The organism is Sneathiella chungangensis (assembly GCF_009882935.1).
In the GTDB taxonomy this organism is placed as follows: domain Bacteria; phylum Pseudomonadota; class Alphaproteobacteria; order Sneathiellales; family Sneathiellaceae; genus Sneathiella; species Sneathiella chungangensis.
The window spans coordinates 605,524-626,451 of the sequence record NZ_WTVA01000015.1; the positions used below are offsets into that span (position 1 = coordinate 605,524).

General features: G+C 56.4%; 21 protein-coding genes. All 21 read left to right on the forward strand.

The features are described from left to right. Nucleotides 1-30: 30 nt before the first annotated feature. The 21 genes from tsaB to pnp all read left to right on the forward strand — a co-directional run bounded on the left by tsaB (nucleotide 31) and on the right by pnp (nucleotide 20,842). Nucleotides 31-735 (forward strand): tRNA (adenosine(37)-N6)-threonylcarbamoyltransferase complex dimerization subunit type 1 TsaB, encoded by a 705-nt coding sequence (gene tsaB / locus GQF03_RS16005; RefSeq protein ID WP_161340271.1) that lies wholly within the window; start codon nucleotides 31-33, stop codon nucleotides 733-735. A 12-nt stretch (nucleotides 736-747) separates the two neighbouring features. Continuing rightward, nucleotides 748-1,206, forward strand: coding sequence for a ribosomal protein S18-alanine N-acetyltransferase (gene rimI / locus GQF03_RS16010; protein WP_161340272.1), 459 nt, complete (start codon nucleotides 748-750; stop codon nucleotides 1,204-1,206). Between the two features lie 143 nt (nucleotides 1,207-1,349). Then, nucleotides 1,350-1,766, forward strand: a complete 417-nt coding sequence (locus GQF03_RS16015) for a Ros/MucR family transcriptional regulator (RefSeq protein WP_161340273.1) — start codon at nucleotides 1,350-1,352, stop codon at nucleotides 1,764-1,766. A gap of 91 nt (nucleotides 1,767-1,857) precedes the next feature. After that, nucleotides 1,858-2,343: a Fur family transcriptional regulator gene (locus tag GQF03_RS16020; RefSeq protein WP_161340274.1), complete on the forward strand. Its 486-nt coding sequence runs from the start codon at nucleotides 1,858-1,860 to the stop codon at nucleotides 2,341-2,343. Nucleotides 2,344-2,370: 27 nt separating this feature from the next. Continuing rightward, nucleotides 2,371-3,153, forward strand: coding sequence for a lysophospholipid acyltransferase family protein (locus GQF03_RS16025; protein ID WP_161340275.1), 783 nt, complete (start codon nucleotides 2,371-2,373; stop codon nucleotides 3,151-3,153). A gap of 161 nt (nucleotides 3,154-3,314) precedes the next feature. After that, the gene (gene miaB, locus GQF03_RS16030; RefSeq protein WP_161340276.1) at nucleotides 3,315-4,676 is read left to right on the forward strand and encodes a tRNA (N6-isopentenyl adenosine(37)-C2)-methylthiotransferase MiaB; all 1,362 of its coding nucleotides are present in this window, start codon (nucleotides 3,315-3,317) and stop codon (nucleotides 4,674-4,676) included. A gap of 38 nt (nucleotides 4,677-4,714) precedes the next feature. Then, nucleotides 4,715-5,722 carry a PhoH family protein gene (locus tag GQF03_RS16035; RefSeq protein ID WP_161340852.1) on the forward strand — a complete coding sequence of 336 codons (1,008 nt, stop codon included), beginning with the start codon at nucleotides 4,715-4,717 and terminating at the stop codon, nucleotides 5,720-5,722. 7 nt (nucleotides 5,723-5,729) lie between these two features. Next, entirely contained in the window at nucleotides 5,730-6,308 is a 579-nt protein-coding gene (gene ybeY, locus GQF03_RS16040) for an rRNA maturation RNase YbeY (protein WP_161340277.1), read from the forward strand. Then, a complete protein-coding gene (locus GQF03_RS16045) occupies nucleotides 6,305-7,225 on the forward strand; it encodes a hemolysin family protein (protein WP_161340278.1) in 921 nt (306 codons plus the stop codon). Before ybeY ends, GQF03_RS16045 begins: the two co-directional genes overlap by 4 nt. After that, nucleotides 7,222-8,799, forward strand: a complete 1,578-nt coding sequence (gene lnt / locus GQF03_RS16050; RefSeq protein ID WP_161340279.1) for an apolipoprotein N-acyltransferase — start codon at nucleotides 7,222-7,224, stop codon at nucleotides 8,797-8,799. Before GQF03_RS16045 ends, lnt begins: the two co-directional genes overlap by 4 nt. A gap of 106 nt (nucleotides 8,800-8,905) precedes the next feature. Next, nucleotides 8,906-9,325, forward strand: coding sequence for a helix-turn-helix transcriptional regulator (locus tag GQF03_RS16055; protein WP_161340280.1), 420 nt, complete (start codon nucleotides 8,906-8,908; stop codon nucleotides 9,323-9,325). 133 nt (nucleotides 9,326-9,458) lie between these two features. Continuing rightward, nucleotides 9,459-10,628: a methionine adenosyltransferase gene (metK, locus tag GQF03_RS16060; protein WP_161340853.1), complete on the forward strand. Its 1,170-nt coding sequence runs from the start codon at nucleotides 9,459-9,461 to the stop codon at nucleotides 10,626-10,628. 10 nt (nucleotides 10,629-10,638) lie between these two features. Beyond that, the gene (gene trmB, locus GQF03_RS16065) at nucleotides 10,639-11,331 is read left to right on the forward strand and encodes a tRNA (guanine(46)-N(7))-methyltransferase TrmB (RefSeq protein WP_161340281.1); all 693 of its coding nucleotides are present in this window, start codon (nucleotides 10,639-10,641) and stop codon (nucleotides 11,329-11,331) included. Between the two features lie 146 nt (nucleotides 11,332-11,477). Continuing rightward, complete coding sequence (rimP, locus tag GQF03_RS16070) at nucleotides 11,478-11,981, forward strand: ribosome maturation factor RimP (protein ID WP_240958595.1); 504 nt, start codon at nucleotides 11,478-11,480, stop codon at nucleotides 11,979-11,981. A gap of 35 nt (nucleotides 11,982-12,016) precedes the next feature. Further along, nucleotides 12,017-13,591, forward strand: coding sequence for a transcription termination factor NusA (gene nusA / locus GQF03_RS16075; protein ID WP_161340282.1), 1,575 nt, complete (start codon nucleotides 12,017-12,019; stop codon nucleotides 13,589-13,591). A 22-nt stretch (nucleotides 13,592-13,613) separates the two neighbouring features. Beyond that, nucleotides 13,614-14,183 carry an RNA-binding protein gene (locus GQF03_RS16080; RefSeq protein ID WP_161340283.1) on the forward strand — a complete coding sequence of 190 codons (570 nt, stop codon included), beginning with the start codon at nucleotides 13,614-13,616 and terminating at the stop codon, nucleotides 14,181-14,183. A gap of 27 nt (nucleotides 14,184-14,210) precedes the next feature. Then, a complete protein-coding gene (gene infB / locus GQF03_RS16085) occupies nucleotides 14,211-16,904 on the forward strand; it encodes a translation initiation factor IF-2 (protein WP_161340284.1) in 2,694 nt (897 codons plus the stop codon). Nucleotides 16,905-16,949: 45 nt separating this feature from the next. Then, nucleotides 16,950-17,339, forward strand: a complete 390-nt coding sequence (rbfA, locus tag GQF03_RS16090; protein WP_161340285.1) for a 30S ribosome-binding factor RbfA — start codon at nucleotides 16,950-16,952, stop codon at nucleotides 17,337-17,339. A gap of 6 nt (nucleotides 17,340-17,345) precedes the next feature. Beyond that, entirely contained in the window at nucleotides 17,346-18,242 is an 897-nt protein-coding gene (gene truB, locus GQF03_RS16095) for a tRNA pseudouridine(55) synthase TruB (protein ID WP_161340286.1), read from the forward strand. A gap of 14 nt (nucleotides 18,243-18,256) precedes the next feature. Next, nucleotides 18,257-18,526, forward strand: a complete 270-nt coding sequence (gene rpsO / locus GQF03_RS16100; RefSeq protein WP_161340287.1) for a 30S ribosomal protein S15 — start codon at nucleotides 18,257-18,259, stop codon at nucleotides 18,524-18,526. A 213-nt stretch (nucleotides 18,527-18,739) separates the two neighbouring features. Continuing rightward, on the forward strand, nucleotides 18,740-20,842 hold the full coding sequence (gene pnp / locus GQF03_RS16105) for a polyribonucleotide nucleotidyltransferase (RefSeq protein ID WP_161340288.1): 2,103 nt from the start codon (nucleotides 18,740-18,742) through the stop codon (nucleotides 20,840-20,842). Nucleotides 20,843-20,928 lie beyond the last annotated feature (86 nt).

The following is a 20,928-nucleotide window of genomic DNA, read 5'->3' on the forward strand; positions in this document are numbered from 1 at the left end:
CTACATGGCTCGAATACGGAAGGCAATATAATGAAGATTCTGGCGTTTGATACCGCAATGAACGCCTGCTCCGTCGCCATAACGGAGGGAACCCTGGTCCTTCACCATGTCCATGAAAAACGGCGGCGGGGCCATGCCGAAGCCCTTCTGCCAATGATCGAAGCATCGATGCGCGAGACCGGCCTTGGCTATCCGGATATCGACCTGATCGCCGTTACTGTGGGGCCGGGAACCTTCACGGGACTCAGGATCGGACTGGCTGCCGCACGCGGGATCGCGCTTGCAGCGAAAAAACCGCTGATCGGCATTACCACGCTTGAGGCGATCTCGGCCGCGGTGTCGCCCTCCATGGCCGCCGAACGCCCCGTTATCGCGACCGCCGATGCCCGGCGCGGAGAGATTTATCTACAGGCCTTCAGGCGGATTGAAAATGACTCGCTCATCACGCCGCTGACCGATGCGGCCGCCGTGAAAACAGAGGATGCCCTCGCCTCCGTTGGATTGGACCGCGCCGTCCTTGTCGGGTCCGGCGCGCCGCTTCTCGCCGCGCAGGGCGGATTTGACCCGCAAAAATTTGAACTGCTGGCTATTGACGATGATCCGGATGCAATCCAGGTGGCACGGCTGGCGTTTGGTCGCGGCCGTCCTCCCGCCGACACGCCGCCGCCTGCGCCGGTATATCTGAGGGCGCCGGATGCGAAGCTACCGGGCGGTAAAGACCCGACCGCCTCCTGAGTGGGAGGATCCATGACCGACTTATTTACGGAAACCGACTTTTTTACTGACAGCTCCGCCGCGACGCTCGCGAGCGCGCTGCATGCACGCTGCTTCGATGACCCATGGAATGAAGAAGCGTTTGTATCTGCACTCAATATTCCGGGAACAATACTCCAGGTCATGTGCGTTGCGAAGGAACCGACCGCCTTTGCGCTATATCGGCAAATTCTGGATGAAGCCGAAATCCTGTCTCTGGGCACGGTGCCCGAGTTGCGCGAAAAAGGAATTGCCACTCGCCTTCTGGATGATGGAATTAAATTTTTGCGGGAAAGAAAAACGCAAATTCTGCTTCTTGAAGTCGGGGTGCAAAACATTGCTGCTCAACAGCTTTATCGCGCGAAAGGGTTTCGGGAAATCGGCCGCCGCCCAAATTACTACAACCATGGCGCGGGCGGCGAAGATGCGATCATGATGAAATTACAGCTTTAACCTTTAAATGCCCCAATAAACGTTAATCGGTATAAATGTTGATCCTCATTATTTTTTTTCTTTATTCCATTTTATATTCGATTTCTTGATATATATTGACTATACACTGCAAGACAATTGAAGTAGATGGAGGTTCAATTACAATGTCTGAAAAAATAGAGAAACTGGAGCTGCTCGCCCTGACGACAGATATTGTGACCTCACACTTATCGCGCAACCCGGTGGACGCGGCGGAAATTTCGACGCTGATCAACGACGTTTTTAACACTCTTTCAACCGTCGGTGAAGCGCCGGAAGAAGAAGACAAGCCGGAGCCCGTCGTCGCCATTCGCAAATCGATCCATCCCGATTACATCATTTGCCTCGAAGACGGCAAGAAGTTGAAGATGCTCAAACGGCATCTAAAAACATCCTACGACATGACGCCCGACGAATATCGGGAGCGCTGGGGCCTGCCGGCCGATTATCCGATGGTCGCGCCGAATTATGCTGAGCAACGCCGCACTCTGGCCAAGAAAATCGGCCTGGGAACCCGCCGCAAGAAAGCGCGGAGCAAGTAATCCCTACTTTCGCTGGCCCTAAAAAATTATTCGTATAAAATCATGACTGCTGGCGGACATGTCGGCAGTCATTTGGTTATTAGAGGTTCACATGCCAACTCGCCTGGAACAGATCTGCCTCGACAAGGGCCTGCGTATGACGGAGCAACGGCGCGTAATTGCGCGCGTCCTCTCCGAATCACAAGACCATCCGGACGTGGAACTCGTTTATAAACGGGCGTCGGATATCGATGACACCATCAGCATCTCAACGGTCTATCGCACTGTCCGCATGTTTGAGGAAAATGGCATTCTGGAACGTCATGATTTCGGGGATGGCCGCGCCCGCTATGAGGAAGCGTCGGAAGAGCATCATGACCATCTGATCAATGTGCAGACCGGTCAGGTGATCGAGTTTACAAGTGAACAGATCGAGGAACTTCAGAAGAAAATCGCCAAAGAACTCGGGTTTGAATTGATCGACCATAGGCTGGAACTATACGGAAAACCTCTATCCAAGTCCGCGGTGGCCGCGGTACCGCCGGAGGAATCGGTTGTCAACATCAAGCAGACGGCGCACAGCCGAAAAAAAGACTAGTGGACCCGTCCGCGCCCGGCGTTGTTTATGAGTAATATAAGATCAACCCTTACCGCACTGGCCGCCCTGCTCTGGGCGGCGTTACTCGTGCCCCTGCAATTGATTGTACTGTTGTTTTTCAAGCAGCATCGATACAAAATTCCGCAGTTTTTCCATGCCGGCCTGTGTCGGCTGTTACGGGTCAAAGTTGTTGTCTCCGGTGAAATTGAGGAAAGCCGCCCGACGCTGTTCGTCATCAACCATATCTCGTGGCTGGATATTCCGGTAATCGGAAAGGTTCTTCAGGGAAGCTTCGTCGCCAAAAAGGAGGTAGAGGGATATCCGCTTGTAGGCCCGATCTCCAAACTACAGCAAACCATTTTTATCGAGCGCTCCCGCCCGGCCATCAAGGGCCACAAAGGCGAAATGCAGGAACATCTGGAAAACGGCGACAATCTTTTTCTTTTTCCGGAAGGCACCTCGTCAAACGGCATCATAATCCAGAATTTCAAAAGCGCCTATTTTGGGCTGGCGGAACGTGAAATCAATGGCCATCACCTGAAGGTGCAACCGGTTACGATCGCCTACAGCCGACTGAACGGTATTCCGCTCACCCGCGGAACCATGAGCATCGTCGCCTGGGTCGGCGATAAAGAATTGCTGAGCCATGTCTGGGCGTTTTTGAAGCGTGGCACAGTAACCGCGGAGTTGCGGTTTCATCCGCCGGTGACCATCGACGACTATGATTCTCGAAAAACGCTGGCGAGTGATTGCCAGCTGACAATCGCCAAGAGCCTGAGCCGCGCCCTTACCGGTCGCGCAGAGCCTTGATGGGGAAATTGACGAGGAATTAGCCGGGATAGGTGATTTTTCCCGTGAAATACATCCAGCGCTTCTCTATTTGTCATATAACTGCTATTTTATTCGTGATAAGGAGCGCGGAGCATTTTGACATTTAGGGCCTTAAGAACCGGCGAGGTTGGCGAGAAAGCGTGAGCAAAAAACTGTATATTTCCACATATGGCTGCCAGATGAACGTGTATGATTCAGCCCGCATGGCAGACCTGATGGCCCCCCTTGGATATACCCTGACAGACAAACCGGCGGACGCCGATATGGCGATTCTCAATACATGCCATATCCGGGAAAAAGCGTCCGAGAAGACCTTCTCGGAACTTGGCCGGCTGCGCAACATGCGTCAGGACAAGAAGGCAAAGCAAGATGGCGATATGATCATCGCCGTCGCCGGATGCGTGGCCCAGGCCGAGGGTGCGGAAATCATGAAGCGCGCGCCATATGTCGATATGGTGTTCGGGCCGCAGTCCTATCACCACCTGCCGCAGATGGTGGCGCAGGCGACCCGCGGCGTTGGCCATATCCTGGAGACGGATTTCCCGGTTGAGCCAAAATTCGATCATCTGCCGGAAGACGCGATCGATAAAAACCTGAGCGCGTTTCTGACCGTACAGGAAGGCTGCGACAAGTTCTGCGCCTTCTGTGTGGTGCCTTACACACGGGGCGCCGAATTCTCGCGTCCGGTGGCGTCCATCGTCGATGAAGCCAAACGCATGATCGCCAGCGGCACCAAGGAAATCACGCTTCTCGGACAAAATGTCAATGCCTACCATGGCGAGGGGGCGGACGGAAAACCAGCAAGTCTCGCCACTCTGATCCAGAAACTTGCCGAGATCGATGGTCTTCACCGGCTCCGCTATACGACATCGCATCCGCTGGAAATGACCGAAGACCTTTGCCGCGCGCATCGGGATGTCGAGATATTGATGCCCTATCTCCACCTGCCGGTTCAGGCCGGCTCCGACCGCATCCTTGCCGCGATGAACCGGCGTCACACGTCGGATGAGTACAGGCGCATTATCGACAAGCTCCGTCACTACCGGCCGGACCTGGCGCTATCGGGCGATTTTATCGTCGGGTTCCCGGGGGAAACCGAGCAGGAATTTGAAGACACCCTGCAGCTTGTTCGCGACGTTGAATATGCGCAGGCCTATAGCTTCAAATACAGTCCGCGACCCGGAACGCCGGCGGCCGCCCTCGGCGATGAGATGGTCGAGGAAACAGTGAAATCCGAGCGACTTGCCCGCCTGCAGCAGCTGCTGAACGAACAGCAGCTTGCCTACAACCGGTCATTCGTCGGTAAGGAGATCGATGTCCTTTTGGAAAGAGAGGGAAAGCGCGAGGGCCAACTGGTTGGCCGGAGTCCTTACATGCAGTCCGTTTTCGTTCCCTCCCCGGCGCATCGGATCGGCCGCATCGCAACTGTCATCGTACAAGAGGGAAATGCAAACTCTCTGCGTGGCGAACTGAAACCCGGTAGCGTCGCGGATGCGGCCTAGGAACAAACGTGGCAAAAAATCAATCGAGCTCCAAAACCTTGAAACGCACTCCTGACCAGACCGACGCGACGATCCTCGAATTTGATGACAATTACCTGCTTGCCCAGCTTGTTGGGGAACATGATCGATATCTTGCGCGTATCGAGCAGGGACTGGACGTCTCCGTCGTCTCGCGCGGCAATAAGATGGCCATATCCGGCAGTAATTCGGCGCGCGCGTCCGCCAAATCGGTATTGCTCGATTTGTATGAGAGGCTGAAAAAAGGCCTCGATGTCGCGGAAGGTGAAGTCGACGGCGCCATTCGCATGGCGGGCAACGCCCCGGCGGAAGACGGCAGCCGCGGTTCCGTCTCCGGCGAGGACATGATCGTGACAAAGCGGCGGCGGATTACGCCGCGCTCTACGAATCAGGCGGTATATGTAAAATCCCTGCGCACGCATGAACTGGTCTTCGGCCTTGGTCCGGCAGGTACCGGCAAGACCTACCTTGCCGTCGCCAATGCCGTCGCCATGCTGATCGAGAACAAGGTCGACCGCCTCATCCTTGCACGCCCCGCGGTGGAGGCCGGCGAAAAACTCGGGTTCCTTCCCGGCGACATGCGCGATAAGATCGATCCGTATCTTCGCCCCCTCTATGATGCGCTCTATGACATGCTTCCCGCCGAAGAAGTCGTCAAGCGGCTCGAAAACGGAGAGATCGAAGTCGCCGCGCTCGCGTTCATGCGCGGGCGCACGCTCTCCAATGCGGCAATTATCCTCGATGAAGCGCAAAACACCACGCCTGTGCAAATGAAAATGCTGCTCACCCGGATGGGCGAGAATTCACGCATGGCGGTCACGGGCGATCTTAGCCAGATTGACCTGCCGCTCGGGATGCGATCGGGCCTGCATGAGGCCGTCGATATTTTGAAGGGCGTCAAGGGCATCGATTTTATTCATTTCGGCGAGGCCGATGTGGTGCGGCACCCTCTGGTCACCCGCATCGTGAAAGCTTACGGGGAACATGACCGGGAGAAGCAGCTTGCACTCAAGTCACGCAAGACTTGATGGCACTATGACCGACCTTCCGTTTACGCTCGACCTTGCCGTCTCCATGCCGGATCCGGCATGGGCCGACCTGACCCCAAATCTCCAGACCCGGACGGAAGAGATTACGTCCATTGCGCTGCAGGAAATCAGCCGGGTTTTCGAATTGAAACCCATTGCCGGCAGCCAGCAGCCCAGCGTCGAAATCAGCCTCGTGTTCACCAATGATTCGGACATTCGCGCGCTCAACCGAGATTATCGGGGAAAGGACCAGCCGACCAACGTGCTCTCCTTTCCCGACAGCCCGTTGGACCAGGCGGAACTCGAACAGGCGGTGCGATTGGGAGAGCCGCTTCTCCTTGGCGATATCGTCCTCGCGCGCGAGACATTAATCCGTGAGGCAGAAGCCCAGCACAAAAATGTTTCCGATCATTTCGCTCATCTTCTCTGTCACGGCGTTTTACACCTTGCCGGTTTCGACCATATGGACGAAAATGAAGCCGTAGAGATGGAAAATCTTGAAATTATGATCTTGCGGCGCTTACATATCGCTAATCCCTACGAACTTTCTGATCAGCCGCGACAGGAGACCCCTGACTTAAAATGACCGATAATTTGTCGAGCGAGAGTCTTTCGGAAACTCCGGAAGGTCCGACATCGCAAAAATCCGAGAATACGGTTCTACATATCCTGAAACGCGTTTTGGGAATCGGGCAGCAGACAGAACGAAGTGTGCGCTCCACGCTTGAAGAACTAATCGAAGAACATGACGATCCCGAACAATCCATAAATCCATCTGAAAAGCTGATGCTGACCAACATCCTGAGTTTCTCGGAACTCAGCATCAGCGACGTCATGGTGCCCCGCGCCGATATCGAGGCGATTGACGCCAATTCGACGCTGGAACATGTGGTGGAACGGTTCAAGGAAACCAGCCACTCCAGACTGCCGGTTTACAGCGAAACGCTCGACAATGTCACCGGCATGTTCCATATCAAGGACCTGATTAATTTCTGGGGCCGCAAAGATGCCGGAAAATGGCAGAATTTCCGCCGCGAGATTCTCTTCGTGCCGCCATCCATGTCCGTGCCGGATCTGCTGCTGAAAATGCGGGCAACGCATATTCACATGGCGGCGGTGGTTGATGAATATGGCGGTATCGACGGGCTGGTAACCATCGAAGATCTTGTTGAGGAAATCGTCGGAGACATCGAGGATGAGCATGACGAACAGGAAGGTCCGCTGATTGTCGTCGGCGCCAACGACATGATTGAAGCCGACGCCCGCGCATCGATCGAGGAACTTGAAGCCCTTGTCGGTATGGATTTGCTCCCCGAAGAAGAGGACGAGGAGGTTGATACGGTTGGCGGCCTTGTATTCCAGCTGGCGGGCCAGATTCCGACCCGGGGAGAAATCATTTCCCATCCCGACGGCCTGGAATTCGAAATCATCGACGCCGATCCCCGGAAAGTGAAACGGGTTCGCATTCGCCGGCGTACACCGGATTCGGAAGAGGCTGAATGACGGCTTTAAACCGCCGGATCGCGGGACTTTCCTTTTTTAAGAAATCCCTCCTCGCGTTCCTGTTGGGGGCGCTTGTTGCCGCCGCCCTGCCCCCCCTTAACCTGGTCTTTCTGTTGCCGGTCAGCTTTACGGGCCTTATCTGGATACTAAGCTCGGCAGAAACCCGGACGCAGGCCTTTTTCGCCGGCTGGTGGTTTGCCTGGGGCCAGTTCATCGCCGGCCTGTATTGGATCGGCGTCGCCTTTACTATAGATGCCAAGACCCATGCGGTTCTGATGCCCTTGCCGGTTCTGGTCCTGCCGGCTTTTCTCGCGGTTCTGTCAGGCGGCGCAACCCTTGCGACCCATCTTACCGGAGCCCGGTCCGTCGGCCGGATTTTTGTGTTCAGCGCGTTTTGGCTGTTGTTTGAATATATCCGCGGCGTCCTCTTTACCGGATTTCCCTGGAACCTCGTCGGCTACAGCTGGAGCGCTTTTCTTCCGGTCATGCAGTCGACGGCCTTTATCGGCATATATGGCCTGACACTCCTCACCGTCTTCATTGCCAGCCTGCCCGCGCTGTTCGGCGAGGACGGCGTTTCACGAAAAGCGGCGGGCGCATCGCTTGTCGGATCAATTGCGCTGTTCGCCGCTATCTTCGGCGCGGGATTTCTTCGAATTCCCTCCGGCCCCGTTGACTCCTTTGAAAATGCATCCCTTCGCATTGTCCAGCCCAATATCCGCCAGAGCCTGAAATGGCAGCCGGACCTTCTGCTCGACCATTTGCGCAAGATCGTGTCGCTTAGCCTGATCGACGAGGGGGTGCCGCCGCGTTTCTATATCTGGCCAGAAACTGCCGTCCCGTATTATCTGACAACCGCCAAGCAACTTAAAAAGGAGCTTGCGCAAATCATCCCGCCGAGCGGCGCCATCATTACCGGTGCACCGCGCCGCGATCCGGATGTCCGTCGTTACTGGAACAGTCTTCAAGTGCTTGGAAGTTCGGGCGAGATACTGGATATCTATGACAAGCAGCATCTGGTCCCTTACGGCGAATATATGCCGCTTCGTCCGTTGATGGTTGCGACGGGACTGACGGAGATCATTCCGGCACTTGACCGGATGTCGGATTTCGCCACACCCGACAAGGCCGCGAAGAAAGTCATTTCAGTTCCCGGCCTCCCTCCGGCCCGCGCAATGATCTGCTACGAAATTGCCTTTCCATGGGAAGTTGCCCCGAAGACCGCCTTCTCCTGGATACTCAACATCACCAACGATGGATGGTTCGGTGATACCTCGGGTCCCTATCAGCACTTTGCGATCACCCGCACCCGTGCCATAGAGCAGGGCGTGGCGGTCGTTCGCGCTGCCAATACGGGTATTTCGGCAATCATCGATCCCTACGGCCGAGTTGAGGAAAAGCTGGAACTAAACGAGGCGGGCATCATTGACGGCGGCCTGCCATTACCTATTCCGGATCGCACTTTTTATGCGCGTCGCGGCGAAATTATTCCTATTTTCCTGACAGTTATATTCGCCGGAATAGGGCTAATGCTCACCTGGCGAAAGGCGAAAAACATACGCTTGTCTTCTTGACTAGCATTTTTTTTGACGATACTGATTAAAACAACTTAAAGGATTAGCCGCGTTATCGCCAGCACATGATTCATTTCACGACCTGTCGTTATCAAGAGGGATTTTAATGCCAAACCATCCGGTGGATGTGCACGTGGGAAGCCGACTGCGAATGCGCCGGACGCTTTTGGGACTCAGCCAGCAAAAACTCGGAGAGAAGCTCGGACTCACATTTCAGCAGATACAGAAATATGAGCGCGGCGCCAACCGGATCGGCGCAAGCCGCCTGTTTGAGCTGAGCCGGATACTGGATATCAAGCCGTCCTTCTTTTTTGAAGAGATGCCGGCGGGCGGTAGCGCCCTCGCACAGGGTGTTGAGGAACCTGCCGATGAGTTTGAACATGAATTCCTTGGTAAACGGGAAACGTTGGAACTCGTCCGCGCCTACTACAAAATCGACAATCTGGAAGTTCGTAAAAGGGTGTTTGACGTCATCAAGGCGCTGGCGACAGAAGAATCGGAAAAAACCTCTTCCAAGTCCGCCTGATCACTTCCCGCGCAGATTTTCTTGACCGCCAACCCGATTTTGCTAGAGTGCGGCAGATTTTCATACCCGACGGACGATAGACATGTCCGACATCGACACCGGGTACCGCCCATTGACGAAAGAGGATGTTCGCGTGCCAGCCAAAAATTATCTCTTCACCAGTGAATCAGTTTCAGAAGGACATCCCGATAAGGTTTGTGACCGGATTTCGGACAGCATTGTCGACCTTTATTTGTCTGCGGATCCTTATTCGCGCGTCGCTTGCGAAACCCTGACGACGACAAATCGCATCGTTCTTGCCGGGGAAGTGCGCGGCCCGTCCAGCATTACCAAATCACTGATCGAGGAAACGGCCCGGGAGGCTGTCAAGGATATCGGCTACGAGCAGGACGGCTTCCACTGGAAAAACGCCGCCGTCGATGTGTTTCTGCATGCCCAGTCGGCCGACATCGCGCAAGGCGTCGATGCCTCGGGCAACAAGGACGAGGGCGCCGGTGACCAGGGCATCATGTTCGGCTATGCCGTGAACGAGACGGACGTCCTGATGCCGGCACCGATCTACTATTCCCACAATATCCTCAAGGCTCTCGCGGATGCCCGTCATAGCGGCGCCGAAAAAGGGCTCGGGCCGGATTCCAAAAGTCAGGTCACCCTGGCCTATGAAAACGGCAAGCCGGTGCGGGCGACATCTGTCGTCGTGTCCACTCAGCATGATGCCGGTCTTGATGGCGACGCGGTTCGCGAAATCGTCCGGAAATATGTAACCAAGGTACTCCCCGACGGCTGGATGTGCCCGGAGGAGGAATTCTACGTGAACCCGACGGGAAAATTCGTCATCGGTGGACCCGATGGCGACGCCGGGCTGACCGGCCGCAAGATTATCGTCGATACCTACGGCGGCGCGGCGCCTCATGGCGGCGGCGCCTTTTCAGGCAAGGACCCGACCAAGGTCGACCGTTCGGCGGCTTATGCCTCGCGTTACCTCGCGAAGAACGTCGTGGCTGCCGGCCTTGCTGACCGCTGCTGCATTCAGGTTTCCTACGCAATTGGCGTGTCAAAGCCGCTTTCGCTCTATGTCGATCTTTTTGGTACCGGCAAGGTGGACGAAAACAGGCTTGCCAAGGTTCTTATGGAGGTCATGGATCTCAGTCCTCGCGGCATTCGCGAGCATCTCGGCCTCAACAAGCCGATTTACGCCCGGACCGCCGCCTATGGGCATTTCGGTCGGATGCCGGAAGCCGATGGCGGTTTTTCCTGGGAGAAAACTGATCTCGCGGACAGCCTGAAATCCGCTCTTTCCTGACGGATTAGTTATGCCGGAGCAGCAGGCGAAGGGCGGACGTATCCTGTATGGGCGCCGCCGCGGGAAACCCCTTCGCAAAGGCCAGCAAAAACTGATAGACCGGGATTTGCCGAGGCTGGCGATACCGCTCGACGCGGATTGCCTTGACCTTCCGTCCCTGTTTCCCGATCCCTGCCGCGCCTACTGGCTGGAGATCGGCTTTGGCGGCGGAGAGCATCTGGCCTGGCAGGCGAAGGCCAATCCTGACGTCGGCTTTATCGGATGTGAGCCCTATATCAACGGCGTCGCGATGCTGCTCGGCAAACTCGATGAATTCGGCGCCCGCAATGTCCGCCTGCATAACGAAGCCGCGGAGCTGTTGATCGACCAACTCCCCAACGCCAGTATCGAGCGGGCCTTCATTCTTTTCCCCGATCCCTGGCCGAAAAGCGGCCACAACAAGCGCCGATTCGTTGCGACCGCCAATATTGCCGCCCTCGCCCGTGTCCTGCAACCGGGAGCGGAACTTCGAATCGCCACCGATCATACGGATTATGGCGCCTGGATTCTCTGGCATATGCTGCAATCACGGGATTTCGACTGGAAAGCGGAAAGTCCGGAGGATTGGCGGGAGCGCAAGGATGACTGGCCCGCCACCCGCTATGAGATGAAAGCGGTCAAAAAAGGCCTTCGACCGGTTTATTACCGCTTTCTCCGCCGTTAATGCCCGTCGGGGCGGCGAAACCAGAAGAAAATGCTTGGCTTTGGCGGCATCTCGTCTATTATATGTCGCATACATACTGTTCGCTCACCGTCAGGATGAGCTTTGGAACGGTGGGCCTCTGGTCCGCTGTTTTTTTATGTTTAGTGTTGAAGACGAGAAGAACCCTGAACGCGATCGAAAAAATTGAGAAGCTTATCACGCCGTCCCTCAATGATATGGGGTATGAACTCGTGCGTGTCCGCCTCACCGGAAGCGACAGGAAAGTGCTTCAGATAATGGCCGAAAAGCCCGATGGAACGATGACCATCGCCGGCTGCACGGAAGTAAGCGAGATGGTTTCGGCGCTCCTGGATGTCGAAGATCCGATACAGGGAGCATATGAACTCGAGGTTTCGTCTCCCGGGATTGACCGGCCGTTGACGCGGCCGAAGGATTTCGAGCGCTGGGCCGGATTTGAAGCGAAAGTGGAATTGGAGCAGGCTGTTGAAGGCCAACGCCGATATCGCGGGAAGCTGTTGGGCCTGAAGGACGAACTGGTCCTGATGCAGGCAGACGACGGCGGCCGGCTTGAACTGCCTTTTTCGGAAGTGAGAAAGGCAAAATTGATTTTGACAGACGAACTTATCGCGGCAAGCATGCGTCGCGCCTAGGTTCACAGACATGTTTTTTGGACGGACATTTGGTCATGGAAAATGCAGCTAGTTTAAACCGCCTTGAATTGTTGCAGGTCGCCGACGCAGTCGCCCGGGAAAAGGTCATTGACCGCGACATCGTTCTCGAAGCGATGGAAGAGGCAATTCAGAAAGCCGCCCGGGCCAAATACGGGCATGAAAATGATATTCGTGCCAATATTGATCGCGGTACCGGCGAAATCCGCTTGGCCCGAGTGCGCGAAGTGGTGGAAGAGGTCGACAATGAAGCGACGCAGATTTCCGTCGCCGGGGCACAGCGCGAGAAAGAGGGCGCCGTTGTCGGTGACCTGCTGATCGATCCGCTGCCGCCAATTGACTTCGGGCGCATCGCCGCGCAGACGGCCAAGCAGGTGATTGTCCAGAAAGTGCGCGAAGCGGAACGCGAACGGCAATATCACGAATATAAGGACCGCGTCGGCGAAATCGTCAATGGTATCGTCAAACGGGTCGAATATGGCAACGTGACCGTTGATCTGGGCAAGGCCGATGCCGTGGTCCGCCGCGATGAGATGCTGCCCCGTGAAACTTTCCGGCAGGGTGATCGCATCCGCGCCTATATTTACGACGTGCGGCAGGAGCCCCGCGGACCGCAGATTTTCCTCTCGCGCAGCCATCCGCAATTTATGGCGAAGCTGTTCGGCCAGGAAGTGCCGGAAATCTACGATGGCATTATCGAAGTGAAGGCGGTTGCCCGCGACCCCGGAAGCCGGGCGAAAATCGCCGTCATTTCCAACGATCCCAGCATCGATCCGGTCGGTGCCTGCGTGGGCATGCGCGGATCGCGCGTTCAGGCTGTGGTCAATGAATTGCAGGGCGAGAAAATCGACATTATTCAATGGTCCCCCGATCAGGCCAGCTTTATCGTCAACGCCTTGGCCCCGGCGGAAGTCGCCAAGGTGGTGCTTGACGAGGATGCCAACCGGATCGAGGTCGTTGTGCCGGATGATCAGCTCTCTCTCGCCATCGGCCGCCGCGGACAGAATGTCCGTCTGGCATCGCAACTCTCCGGCTGGGATATTGATATCCTGACCGAGGAGGAGGAAAGCAACCGCCGACAGGCCGAGTTTGCGGAACGCACGCAAAACTTCATGACGGCCCTTGATGTTGACGAGACGATTGCCCAATTATTGGCCTCGGAAGGATTTACTTCCGTTGAGGACATCACCTATTCGGATGTCAGCGAAATTGCCGAGATCGAAGGGTTTGACGATGAGATCGCGGCGGAGCTGCATAGGCGGGCGCAGGAATATGTCGAGCTGACGAATTCCGAGCTGGAAGCCAAGCGTCAGGAAATGGGCGTCAGCGACGATATCGTCAACCTGCAGCTTTTGACCCCTGCCATGATTGTTGCCCTTGGTGAGGCTGGCGTAAAAGAGCTTGATGATCTCGCGGACCTCTCTGGCGACGAACTGATAAGCCCGGAAGACGGGATTTTGCGCGAATTTGGACTGACGGCAGACGAAGCCAACCAGATCGTCATGGCCGCACGGGCGCATTGGTTTGACGACGAAGAGCCGGAAACCGATACTGCAGATGCAGCAAATGAGGAAGAAATTCCGGCCGGCTGAGACGGCAAGCGGAGAAGTAGACTTGAGTGATCCGCAGCGGCGGTGTATAGCCACTGGACAGATATGCGAAAAAGACGCGCTTCTTCGCTTTGCGGTATCGCCGGATGGTATGCTGGTCCATGATATCAGGATGGATCTGCCGGGGCGCGGTATCTGGGTGAGCTGCAATGCAGACGCTGTCGAACTCGCTGTCAAAAAGCGGCTATTCGCGAAGTCGGCGAAACAGGCGGTCAAGGTGCCGGAAGATCTGGTCGGGACAATTGACCAGGCATTGACGAGACAAAGCCTGGCGCTTTTGGGGCTGGGGCGAAAGGGCGGACTGGTAACGGTCGGCTTTGCGAAGGTTGAAAAGGCGCTGAAATCGGGCAAGGTGGCGCTGTTGATCGCCGCCTCGGATGGCGCGGAAGACGGACGGCAGAAACTTCGGCGAATTGCCGGGTCGCTGCCGTTGATAGATACGTTCAGCGGCGCTGAACTCAGTCAGGCGTTAGGCAAGGAGAATGTTGTCCATGCCTGTCTGGGGAGAGGCGCGTTGACGACAAAAATTATGGCGGCGGCTTCCCGATTGGCAAAATTCAGGGGCCGGGGCTGATTAAAATACCGAAGTGTCGGAGTAAGAATGACTGAGACAAATGACAAGGATGGGCGTAAATCGCTTAGCCTGAACAAACCGTTAGAAGCGAAAAAGACCGCTGGCGGCAATAGTCAGGTCCGTCAGAGTTTTACCCATGGTCGCTCCAAGACCGTGCAGGTCGAGGTGCGCAAAAAGCGCGGCACGCTGGGTCTGGGTGCTCAGAAGCCGGCAGCGGCGAAACCGTCGACGGCGGCGGACGCAACGGCGAAGAAAACGCTTCACGTGGCGAAGCCCGTTGCGAGTAAGGGCAAGCCCGCCGAGGCGCCGAAGTCAGCGGATGCAAAAGAGGCGGCGGATTACCTGACAAGCGACGAGAAGGCTGCGCGGGCCGCTGCCCTTGCCGGGGCGCGTGAACAGTCTTTGAGAGAGGCCGCGGAACGCAAGGCGCGTGAAGAGGCACGAGCGAAAGAAGAACAGCAAAAATCGGCGGAACAGCCGAAAGAGGAAGCCGCCGCCGACGCGCCGGCAAAAGCCGAGGAAGCTCCGGCGAAACCGAAACGCCGCTCTCCCGAAGAGCGCCGACGGGCGGAAGAGGAAGAAGCACGCCGTCTGCTGGAAGAGGCGAACGCGACCAAGAATGCCCAGGTGGCCGAACATCGCGAAAAGGTAAAATCGACCGAGCGCGAGGAAGAACTTCGCCGCGAAGCGAAAGGCGCACCGGTGCGTCATTTCCGTACTGTCGAAGAGGATGCTCGGGGCGGCGATGACACCGCCGGCGGACGCAAGAAGGTGCCGAAGCATGCCCGGGCCGCCGAAGAACGGTTCGCGCCGGTACGTAAACCGGATGAGCCGCGCCGGAGATCCGGGCGCCTCACCATAGGGGAAGCACTGGATGATCGCGGCCCGAAACAGCGGTCCCTGGCCTCCATCAGGCGCGCCCGCAAGAAACAGCAACAGATAAGCGAACCGCCACAGAAAATTTTCCGCGAAGTGACGATCCCGGAAGTTATTTCCGTTCAGGATTTGGCGAGCCGCATGTCGGAACGTTCCGTCGATGTCATCAAAGCGTTGATGAAACTAGGCATCATGGCGACGGCTAATCAAACCATCGACGCGGATACGGCGGAACTGGTGGTGGATGAACTTGGTCATAAAGCAAGGCGGGTCGCTGCATCCGACGTCGAGATCGGCCTTGGCGGCGAGGAAGAGGATGCGCCAGAGGATCTTGTGCCTCGCGCGCCCGTTGTTGCCGTCATGGGTCACGTCGACCACGGCAAGACGTCGCTGCTGGACGCCCTTCGCAAGTCGGACGTTGTGTCCGGCGAAGCCGGCGGCATTACCCAGCATATCGGCGCCTATCAGGTTAAGCTCGCTTCCGGCGAAATGATTACGTTTCTCGATACGCCGGGCCATGAGGCCTTCACGGCAATGCGGATGCGCGGCGCACAGGTGACCGATATCGTGATTCTGGTGGTTGCCGCCGATGACAGCGTCATGCCGCAAACCATCGAGGCCATCAAACACGCGAAGGCGGCGGAAGTGCCGATTATTGTCGCAATCAACAAATGCGACAAGCCGGCGGCGGATCCCAGCAAGGTGCGTCAGGAACTTCTGCAGCATGAAATTTTTGTCGAGGACATGGGCGGCGACGTGCTGGACGTGGAAGTGTCGGCAAAAACCGGCGCCGGGCTCGACAAACTGCAGGAAGCCATTCTTCTTCAGGCGGAATTGCTGGAACTGAAGGCAAATCCCAACCGGTCCGCGCATGGGACAGTCGTTGAAGCGAAGCTGGAAACCGGCCGCGGGATGGTCGGTACGGTTCTCGTCAACCGGGGCACCCTGCATGTCGGCGACTTTTTCGTTATGGGGCCGGCAATGGGCAAGGTACGTGCCCTTCTCGACTATCGCGGGCAGAATGTCGAGGAAGCGGGGCCGTCCGTTCCCGTCGAGGTTCTCGGCATTCAGGGCACACCGACGGCAGGCGACGATTTTGTCGTAACGGAAACGGAAAGCCAGGCGAAGGAAATTGCCAGCTACCGCCAGCGCCTTGACAAGGACAAGAAGGTCACCGCCACCGCGCGCGGCACGATTGAGCAGATGTTCAGTGCCATCAAGGAAGGTACGGTGGACGAGCTTCCGGTTGTCATCAAGGCGGACGTACAGGGTTCGGCAGAGGCGATTACCAACGCTCTTGAAAACCTCGGGACGAATGAGGTTGCCGTCAAGATCCTGTTCTCCGGCGTCGGCGGCATTACGGAATCCGACGTATCGCTGGCCGCGGCATCGCGCGCGATCGTCATTGCCTTCAATACCCGGGCGAATAAACAGGCACGGGAGGAAGCGGAGCATCAAGGCGTCGATATTCAGTATTATTCGGTGATCTACAATGTCATCGACGATATGAAGGCGATGCTGTCCGGTATGCTGGCGCCGACATTGCGGGAGAATTTCCTGGGCTATGCGGAAATCCGCGAGGTATTCAATATTTCGAAGGTCGGCAAAATTGCAGGCTGTATGGTCACCGAAGGCAACGTCAAGCGCGGCGCGAAAGTCCGTCTCTTGCGGGATGACGTCGTGATCCATGAAGGAACGCTCTCTACCCTCAAACGGTTCAAGGATGAGGTGAAGGAGGTTAAATCCGGAATGGAATGCGGAATGGCGTTCGAGAATTACCACGACCTGCAAGTCGGCGATTTCATCGAATGTTTCGAGGTTGAGGAGGTGGCCCGCGCGCTTTAGGGCCCGCCGGTCACGGAATCGCGTTCATTACGCGGGAGAGTTCCCATGGCACATTCGAAACGAGGTCCGAGAACCGCGAGCAAGCGGCAATTGCGCGTGGGCGAGGAACTCCGCCATATTATCGCGGGGATCCTGTCGAAAGACTTGATCCATGATCCGGATGTTGCGGGCGTGTCCGTCACTATTTCGGAAGTGAAGCCGAGCCCGGATATGCGGAACGCGACGGTTTATGTTACCTCGCTTGGCGGCGTCAACGAGGACGCGGTAATCGCCGGGCTTAACCGGACTGCGGGCGTCATCCAAGGTGAAATGGGTCGTCACCTGACCATGAAATTCACGCCGAAGCTCGTGTTTAAAAAGGACGATTCCTTCGCCTATGGCAGTCACATCGACGCCCTGATCCGAAAAAACAGGCTGCCAGAAGAGCCGCAATAGCCGCATATGGCAAGAAAACGGCGCGGCATCCCCATCCATGGATGGCTCAATATCGACAAGGACGCGGGGCTGAGCTCGGCCCAGGTTGTCGGCCGCGTCAAACGCATCACCGACGCGGCGAAAGTCGGGCATGCGGGAACGCTGGATCCTTTCGCGACCGGCGTCCTGCCGATTGCCCTTGGCGAAGCGACAAAGACGGTCGGTTATATCTTTGATGAAACAAAGGAATACCGTTTCACGGCCCGCTGGGGCGAGGCGCGCAATACCGATGACATAGAGGGTGAGATAGAAGCCACCTCCGAAGTCCGTCCCACCCGAGGAAATATCGACGCCATTCTCCCCGCATTTACCGGAACCATCCGGCAGCGCCCACCCGCCTATTCCGCCATCAAGATCCGCGGTGAGCGTGCCTATAAACGGGCGCGGGCCGGGGAACAGCTTGATATGCCCGAACGCGATGTCCATATCGAGTCGTTGAAACTTGTCGACATGCTCGATGATGATCACGCTGTCTTTGAGGTGATCTGCGGAAAAGGGACCTATATTCGCTCGCTCGCCCGTGATATGGCCCTGAAACTTGGCACTGTTGCCCATTTGACAGCCCTTCGGCGCACTCGCGTAGGTCCATTTTCTGAAAAGGATGCGATTTCGCTGGATAAGTTGGCCGAGCTGTGGCAGTGTCCCGCAGAATTTGAGGACTTGCTTCCCTTAACGACCGCGCTGGACGACATCCCGGCACTGGCCGCAACGGAAGAGCAGGCATGTCGCCTGCGTCACGGAAATGACGTGGCGGTTCCAAATCAGGCAGACGGCATCGTCTGCGCCATGGACGGAAACATCCCGATCGGTATCGCGAAAATCGAGGCCGGGCGGCTGTATCCTGTTCGTATTTTTAATATTTAACTCAGGAGAACCCGATGTCGATTACTGCAGAGCGTAAAGCAGAATTGATCAAAGAATATGCGACAAAGGACGGGGACACCGGCTCCCCGGAAGTACAGATTGCCATTTTGACTGAACGAATCAGCAATCTGACCGATCATTTCAAGGAACATAAAGGCGACGTGCATTCGCGCCGCGGACTGTTGAAAATGGTCAGCCGCCGCCGTCGTTTGCTCGACTATCTTCGGAAAGTCGAAGAAAACCGTTATCAGGATACGATCAAGCGTCTTGGTATTCGTAAATAACAACAAGTTGCGCGGATCAAATAGCGGTCCGCAGAAGCCACAAACGCCGGTGACTGTCTTGGGCCAGCCCCAATGCACATCGGCGTTTGCCGCGTTTAGGAAGGTTCGCTTTTCGACAGCGCAAATATAGTAAAAAGAGAAAATGACTGAGGCATAGGGTCTCAGATTAGGGCAGGACGGCATGGGGCTGTTCCTGCGTTGGAAGGAAAAAAAATGTTTGAAGTACATCGCAAGGAAGTGATGTGGGGCGGACGTCCGCTCATTATGGAAACCGGCAAGATTGCCCGTCAGGCGGACGGTGCTGTCATGATAACCTACGGTGGAACGCAGGTTCTCTGCACCGCCGTTGCCGAAAAAACACCGAAGCCGGGATTGGATTTTTTCCCGCTGACCGTCAACTATCAGGAAAAAGCTTTTGCCGCCGGTAAAATTCCGGGCGGCTTTTTCAAGCGCGAAGGCCGTCCATCCGAAAAGGAAACGCTGACCTCGCGTCTTATCGACCGGCCGCTGCGCCCGTCTTTTGTCACCGGATTCAAAAACGAAACGCAGGTCATCTGCACGGTTCTGGCTCATGATATGGAAAATGATCCGGACGTTGTTTCCCTCATCGGCGCATCCGCCGCATTGACGATTTCCGGTATTCCGTTTCTTGGTCCGGTGGGTGCAGCCCGCGTCGGATTTATCGATGGAAACTACGTGCTCAATCCGACTGCCTCGCAGATGGCGGATACCAAGCTCGACCTCATTATCGCCGGGACATCCGAAGCGGTCCTGATGATCGAGTCGGAAGCACATGAGCTCACCGAGGAAGAAATGCTGGGCGCCGTCATGTTCGGTCACCGGGAAACGCAGACGGTTATCAATGCCATCATCGAGCTTGCCGAAGTCTGCGCGAAAGAGCCCTGGGACTTCAAGCCGGAAGAAACAGACAAGGATCTGGAAGCGAAGGTGAAAGCCGCCGCCGAGGGTGTCCTTTCCGACGCGTACAAGGAACAGGTCAAGCAGACCCGCGTTGAAAAAGTCACCGCCGCAAAAGACGCGGCGCTTGCGGAGCTTGAAGAAGACGAACGCGAAGCAGCCGCTGGCATCCTTAAAAAGATCGAGAAGAAGATCGTTCGCGGGAACATCATTGCAACCGGTGAACGCATCGACGGCCGTGATACCAAGACGGTTCGGCCGATCATCGCGGAAATCGGTTCCCTGCCGCGCAGCCATGGGTCCGCCCTCTTTACCCGCGGTGAAACCCAGGCCCTGGTCGTCGCCACACTCGGCACCGGCCAGGATGAGCAGATCGTCGATGCCCTTGAAGGCGAATATCGCGAAAACTTCATGCTGCATTACAATTTCCCGCCCTATTCGGTCGGCGAAGTTGGCCGCATTGGCTTTACCGGACGCCGGGAAGTCGGCCATGGCAAGCTTGCCTGGCGGGCAATTCATCCGCTTCTGCCAGCTAAGGACAAGTTCCCCTATACGCTCCGCGTTGTCTCGGAAGTGACCGAATCCAACGGATCGTCTTCCATGGCGACCGTTTGTGGCACGTCGCTGGCGCTGATGGATGCCGGTGTTCCGCTTGAACGCCCGGTCGCCGGTATCGCCATGGGCCTGATCCTCGAAGAAGACGGCAAATTCGCCGTTCTGTCCGACATTCTCGGCGATGAGGATCATCTCGGTGACATGGACTTCAAGGTTGCGGGAACGGAAAAGGGTATTACGTCCCTGCAGATGGATATCAAGATTGCCGGCATTACCGAGGAAATCATGCGCATCGCGCTGGCTCAGGCGACCGAAGGCCGTCTGCATATCCTCAAGGAAATGGGCAAGGCCATCGACAGCGCCCGTGACGGCGTTCGTGAAGGAGCCCCGCGGATTACGCAGTTGCAGGTCCATAAGGACAAGATCCGCGATATCATCGGCACGGGCGGTAAGGTCATTCGTGAAATCTGCGAAGTGACCGGCGCCAAGATCGACATCGAGGATGACGGCACTGTAAAGGTTGCGGCAACGACGGCGGAAAGCGCCGATGCGGCCATCAAATGGATCAAATCGATCGTTGATGACCCTGAGGTCGGAGAAACCTATACAGGTAAAGTCGTGAAAGTCGTAGATTTCGGCGCGTTCGTGAATTTCTTCGGAAACCGCGACGGTCTGGTTCATATTTCGGAACTGGCACCGCAACGTGTCGCCAAAGTCACGGATATCGTCAACGAAGGCGATGAGGTCCGCGTCAAGGTTCTCGAAATCGACGGACGCGGCAAAGTCCGCCTGTCGATGAAAGCCGTTCTGGCGGATGAGGCGAAAACGGCAGCGCAGGAATAAACCCCAGCCTGACCGAGTATAAGAAACGAGGGCGGCTCGGGCGAAATGGTCCGACCGCCCTCATTTGTAATGTCTCTTGATGCTTG

Coding starts and splice junctions, on each gene's coding strand:
- tsaB (WP_161340271.1), top strand. CDS start 31: ATGAAGATTCTGGCGTTTGATACCGCAATGAACGCCTGCTCCGTCGCC.
- rimI (WP_161340272.1), top strand. CDS start 748: ATGACCGACTTATTTACGGAAACCGACTTTTTTACTGACAGCTCCGCC.
- GQF03_RS16015 (WP_161340273.1), top strand. CDS start 1,350: ATGTCTGAAAAAATAGAGAAACTGGAGCTGCTCGCCCTGACGACAGAT.
- GQF03_RS16020 (WP_161340274.1), top strand. CDS start 1,858: ATGCCAACTCGCCTGGAACAGATCTGCCTCGACAAGGGCCTGCGTATG.
- GQF03_RS16025 (WP_161340275.1), top strand. CDS start 2,371: ATGAGTAATATAAGATCAACCCTTACCGCACTGGCCGCCCTGCTCTGG.
- ybeY (WP_161340277.1), top strand. CDS start 5,730: ATGACCGACCTTCCGTTTACGCTCGACCTTGCCGTCTCCATGCCGGAT.
- GQF03_RS16045 (WP_161340278.1), top strand. CDS start 6,305: ATGACCGATAATTTGTCGAGCGAGAGTCTTTCGGAAACTCCGGAAGGT.
- lnt (WP_161340279.1), top strand. CDS start 7,222: ATGACGGCTTTAAACCGCCGGATCGCGGGACTTTCCTTTTTTAAGAAA.
- GQF03_RS16055 (WP_161340280.1), top strand. CDS start 8,906: ATGCCAAACCATCCGGTGGATGTGCACGTGGGAAGCCGACTGCGAATG.
- trmB (WP_161340281.1), top strand. CDS start 10,639: ATGCCGGAGCAGCAGGCGAAGGGCGGACGTATCCTGTATGGGCGCCGC.
- nusA (WP_161340282.1), top strand. CDS start 12,017: ATGGAAAATGCAGCTAGTTTAAACCGCCTTGAATTGTTGCAGGTCGCC.
- infB (WP_161340284.1), top strand. CDS start 14,211: ATGACTGAGACAAATGACAAGGATGGGCGTAAATCGCTTAGCCTGAAC.
- rbfA (WP_161340285.1), top strand. CDS start 16,950: ATGGCACATTCGAAACGAGGTCCGAGAACCGCGAGCAAGCGGCAATTG.
- truB (WP_161340286.1), top strand. CDS start 17,346: ATGGCAAGAAAACGGCGCGGCATCCCCATCCATGGATGGCTCAATATC.
- rpsO (WP_161340287.1), top strand. CDS start 18,257: ATGTCGATTACTGCAGAGCGTAAAGCAGAATTGATCAAAGAATATGCG.
- pnp (WP_161340288.1), top strand. CDS start 18,740: ATGTTTGAAGTACATCGCAAGGAAGTGATGTGGGGCGGACGTCCGCTC.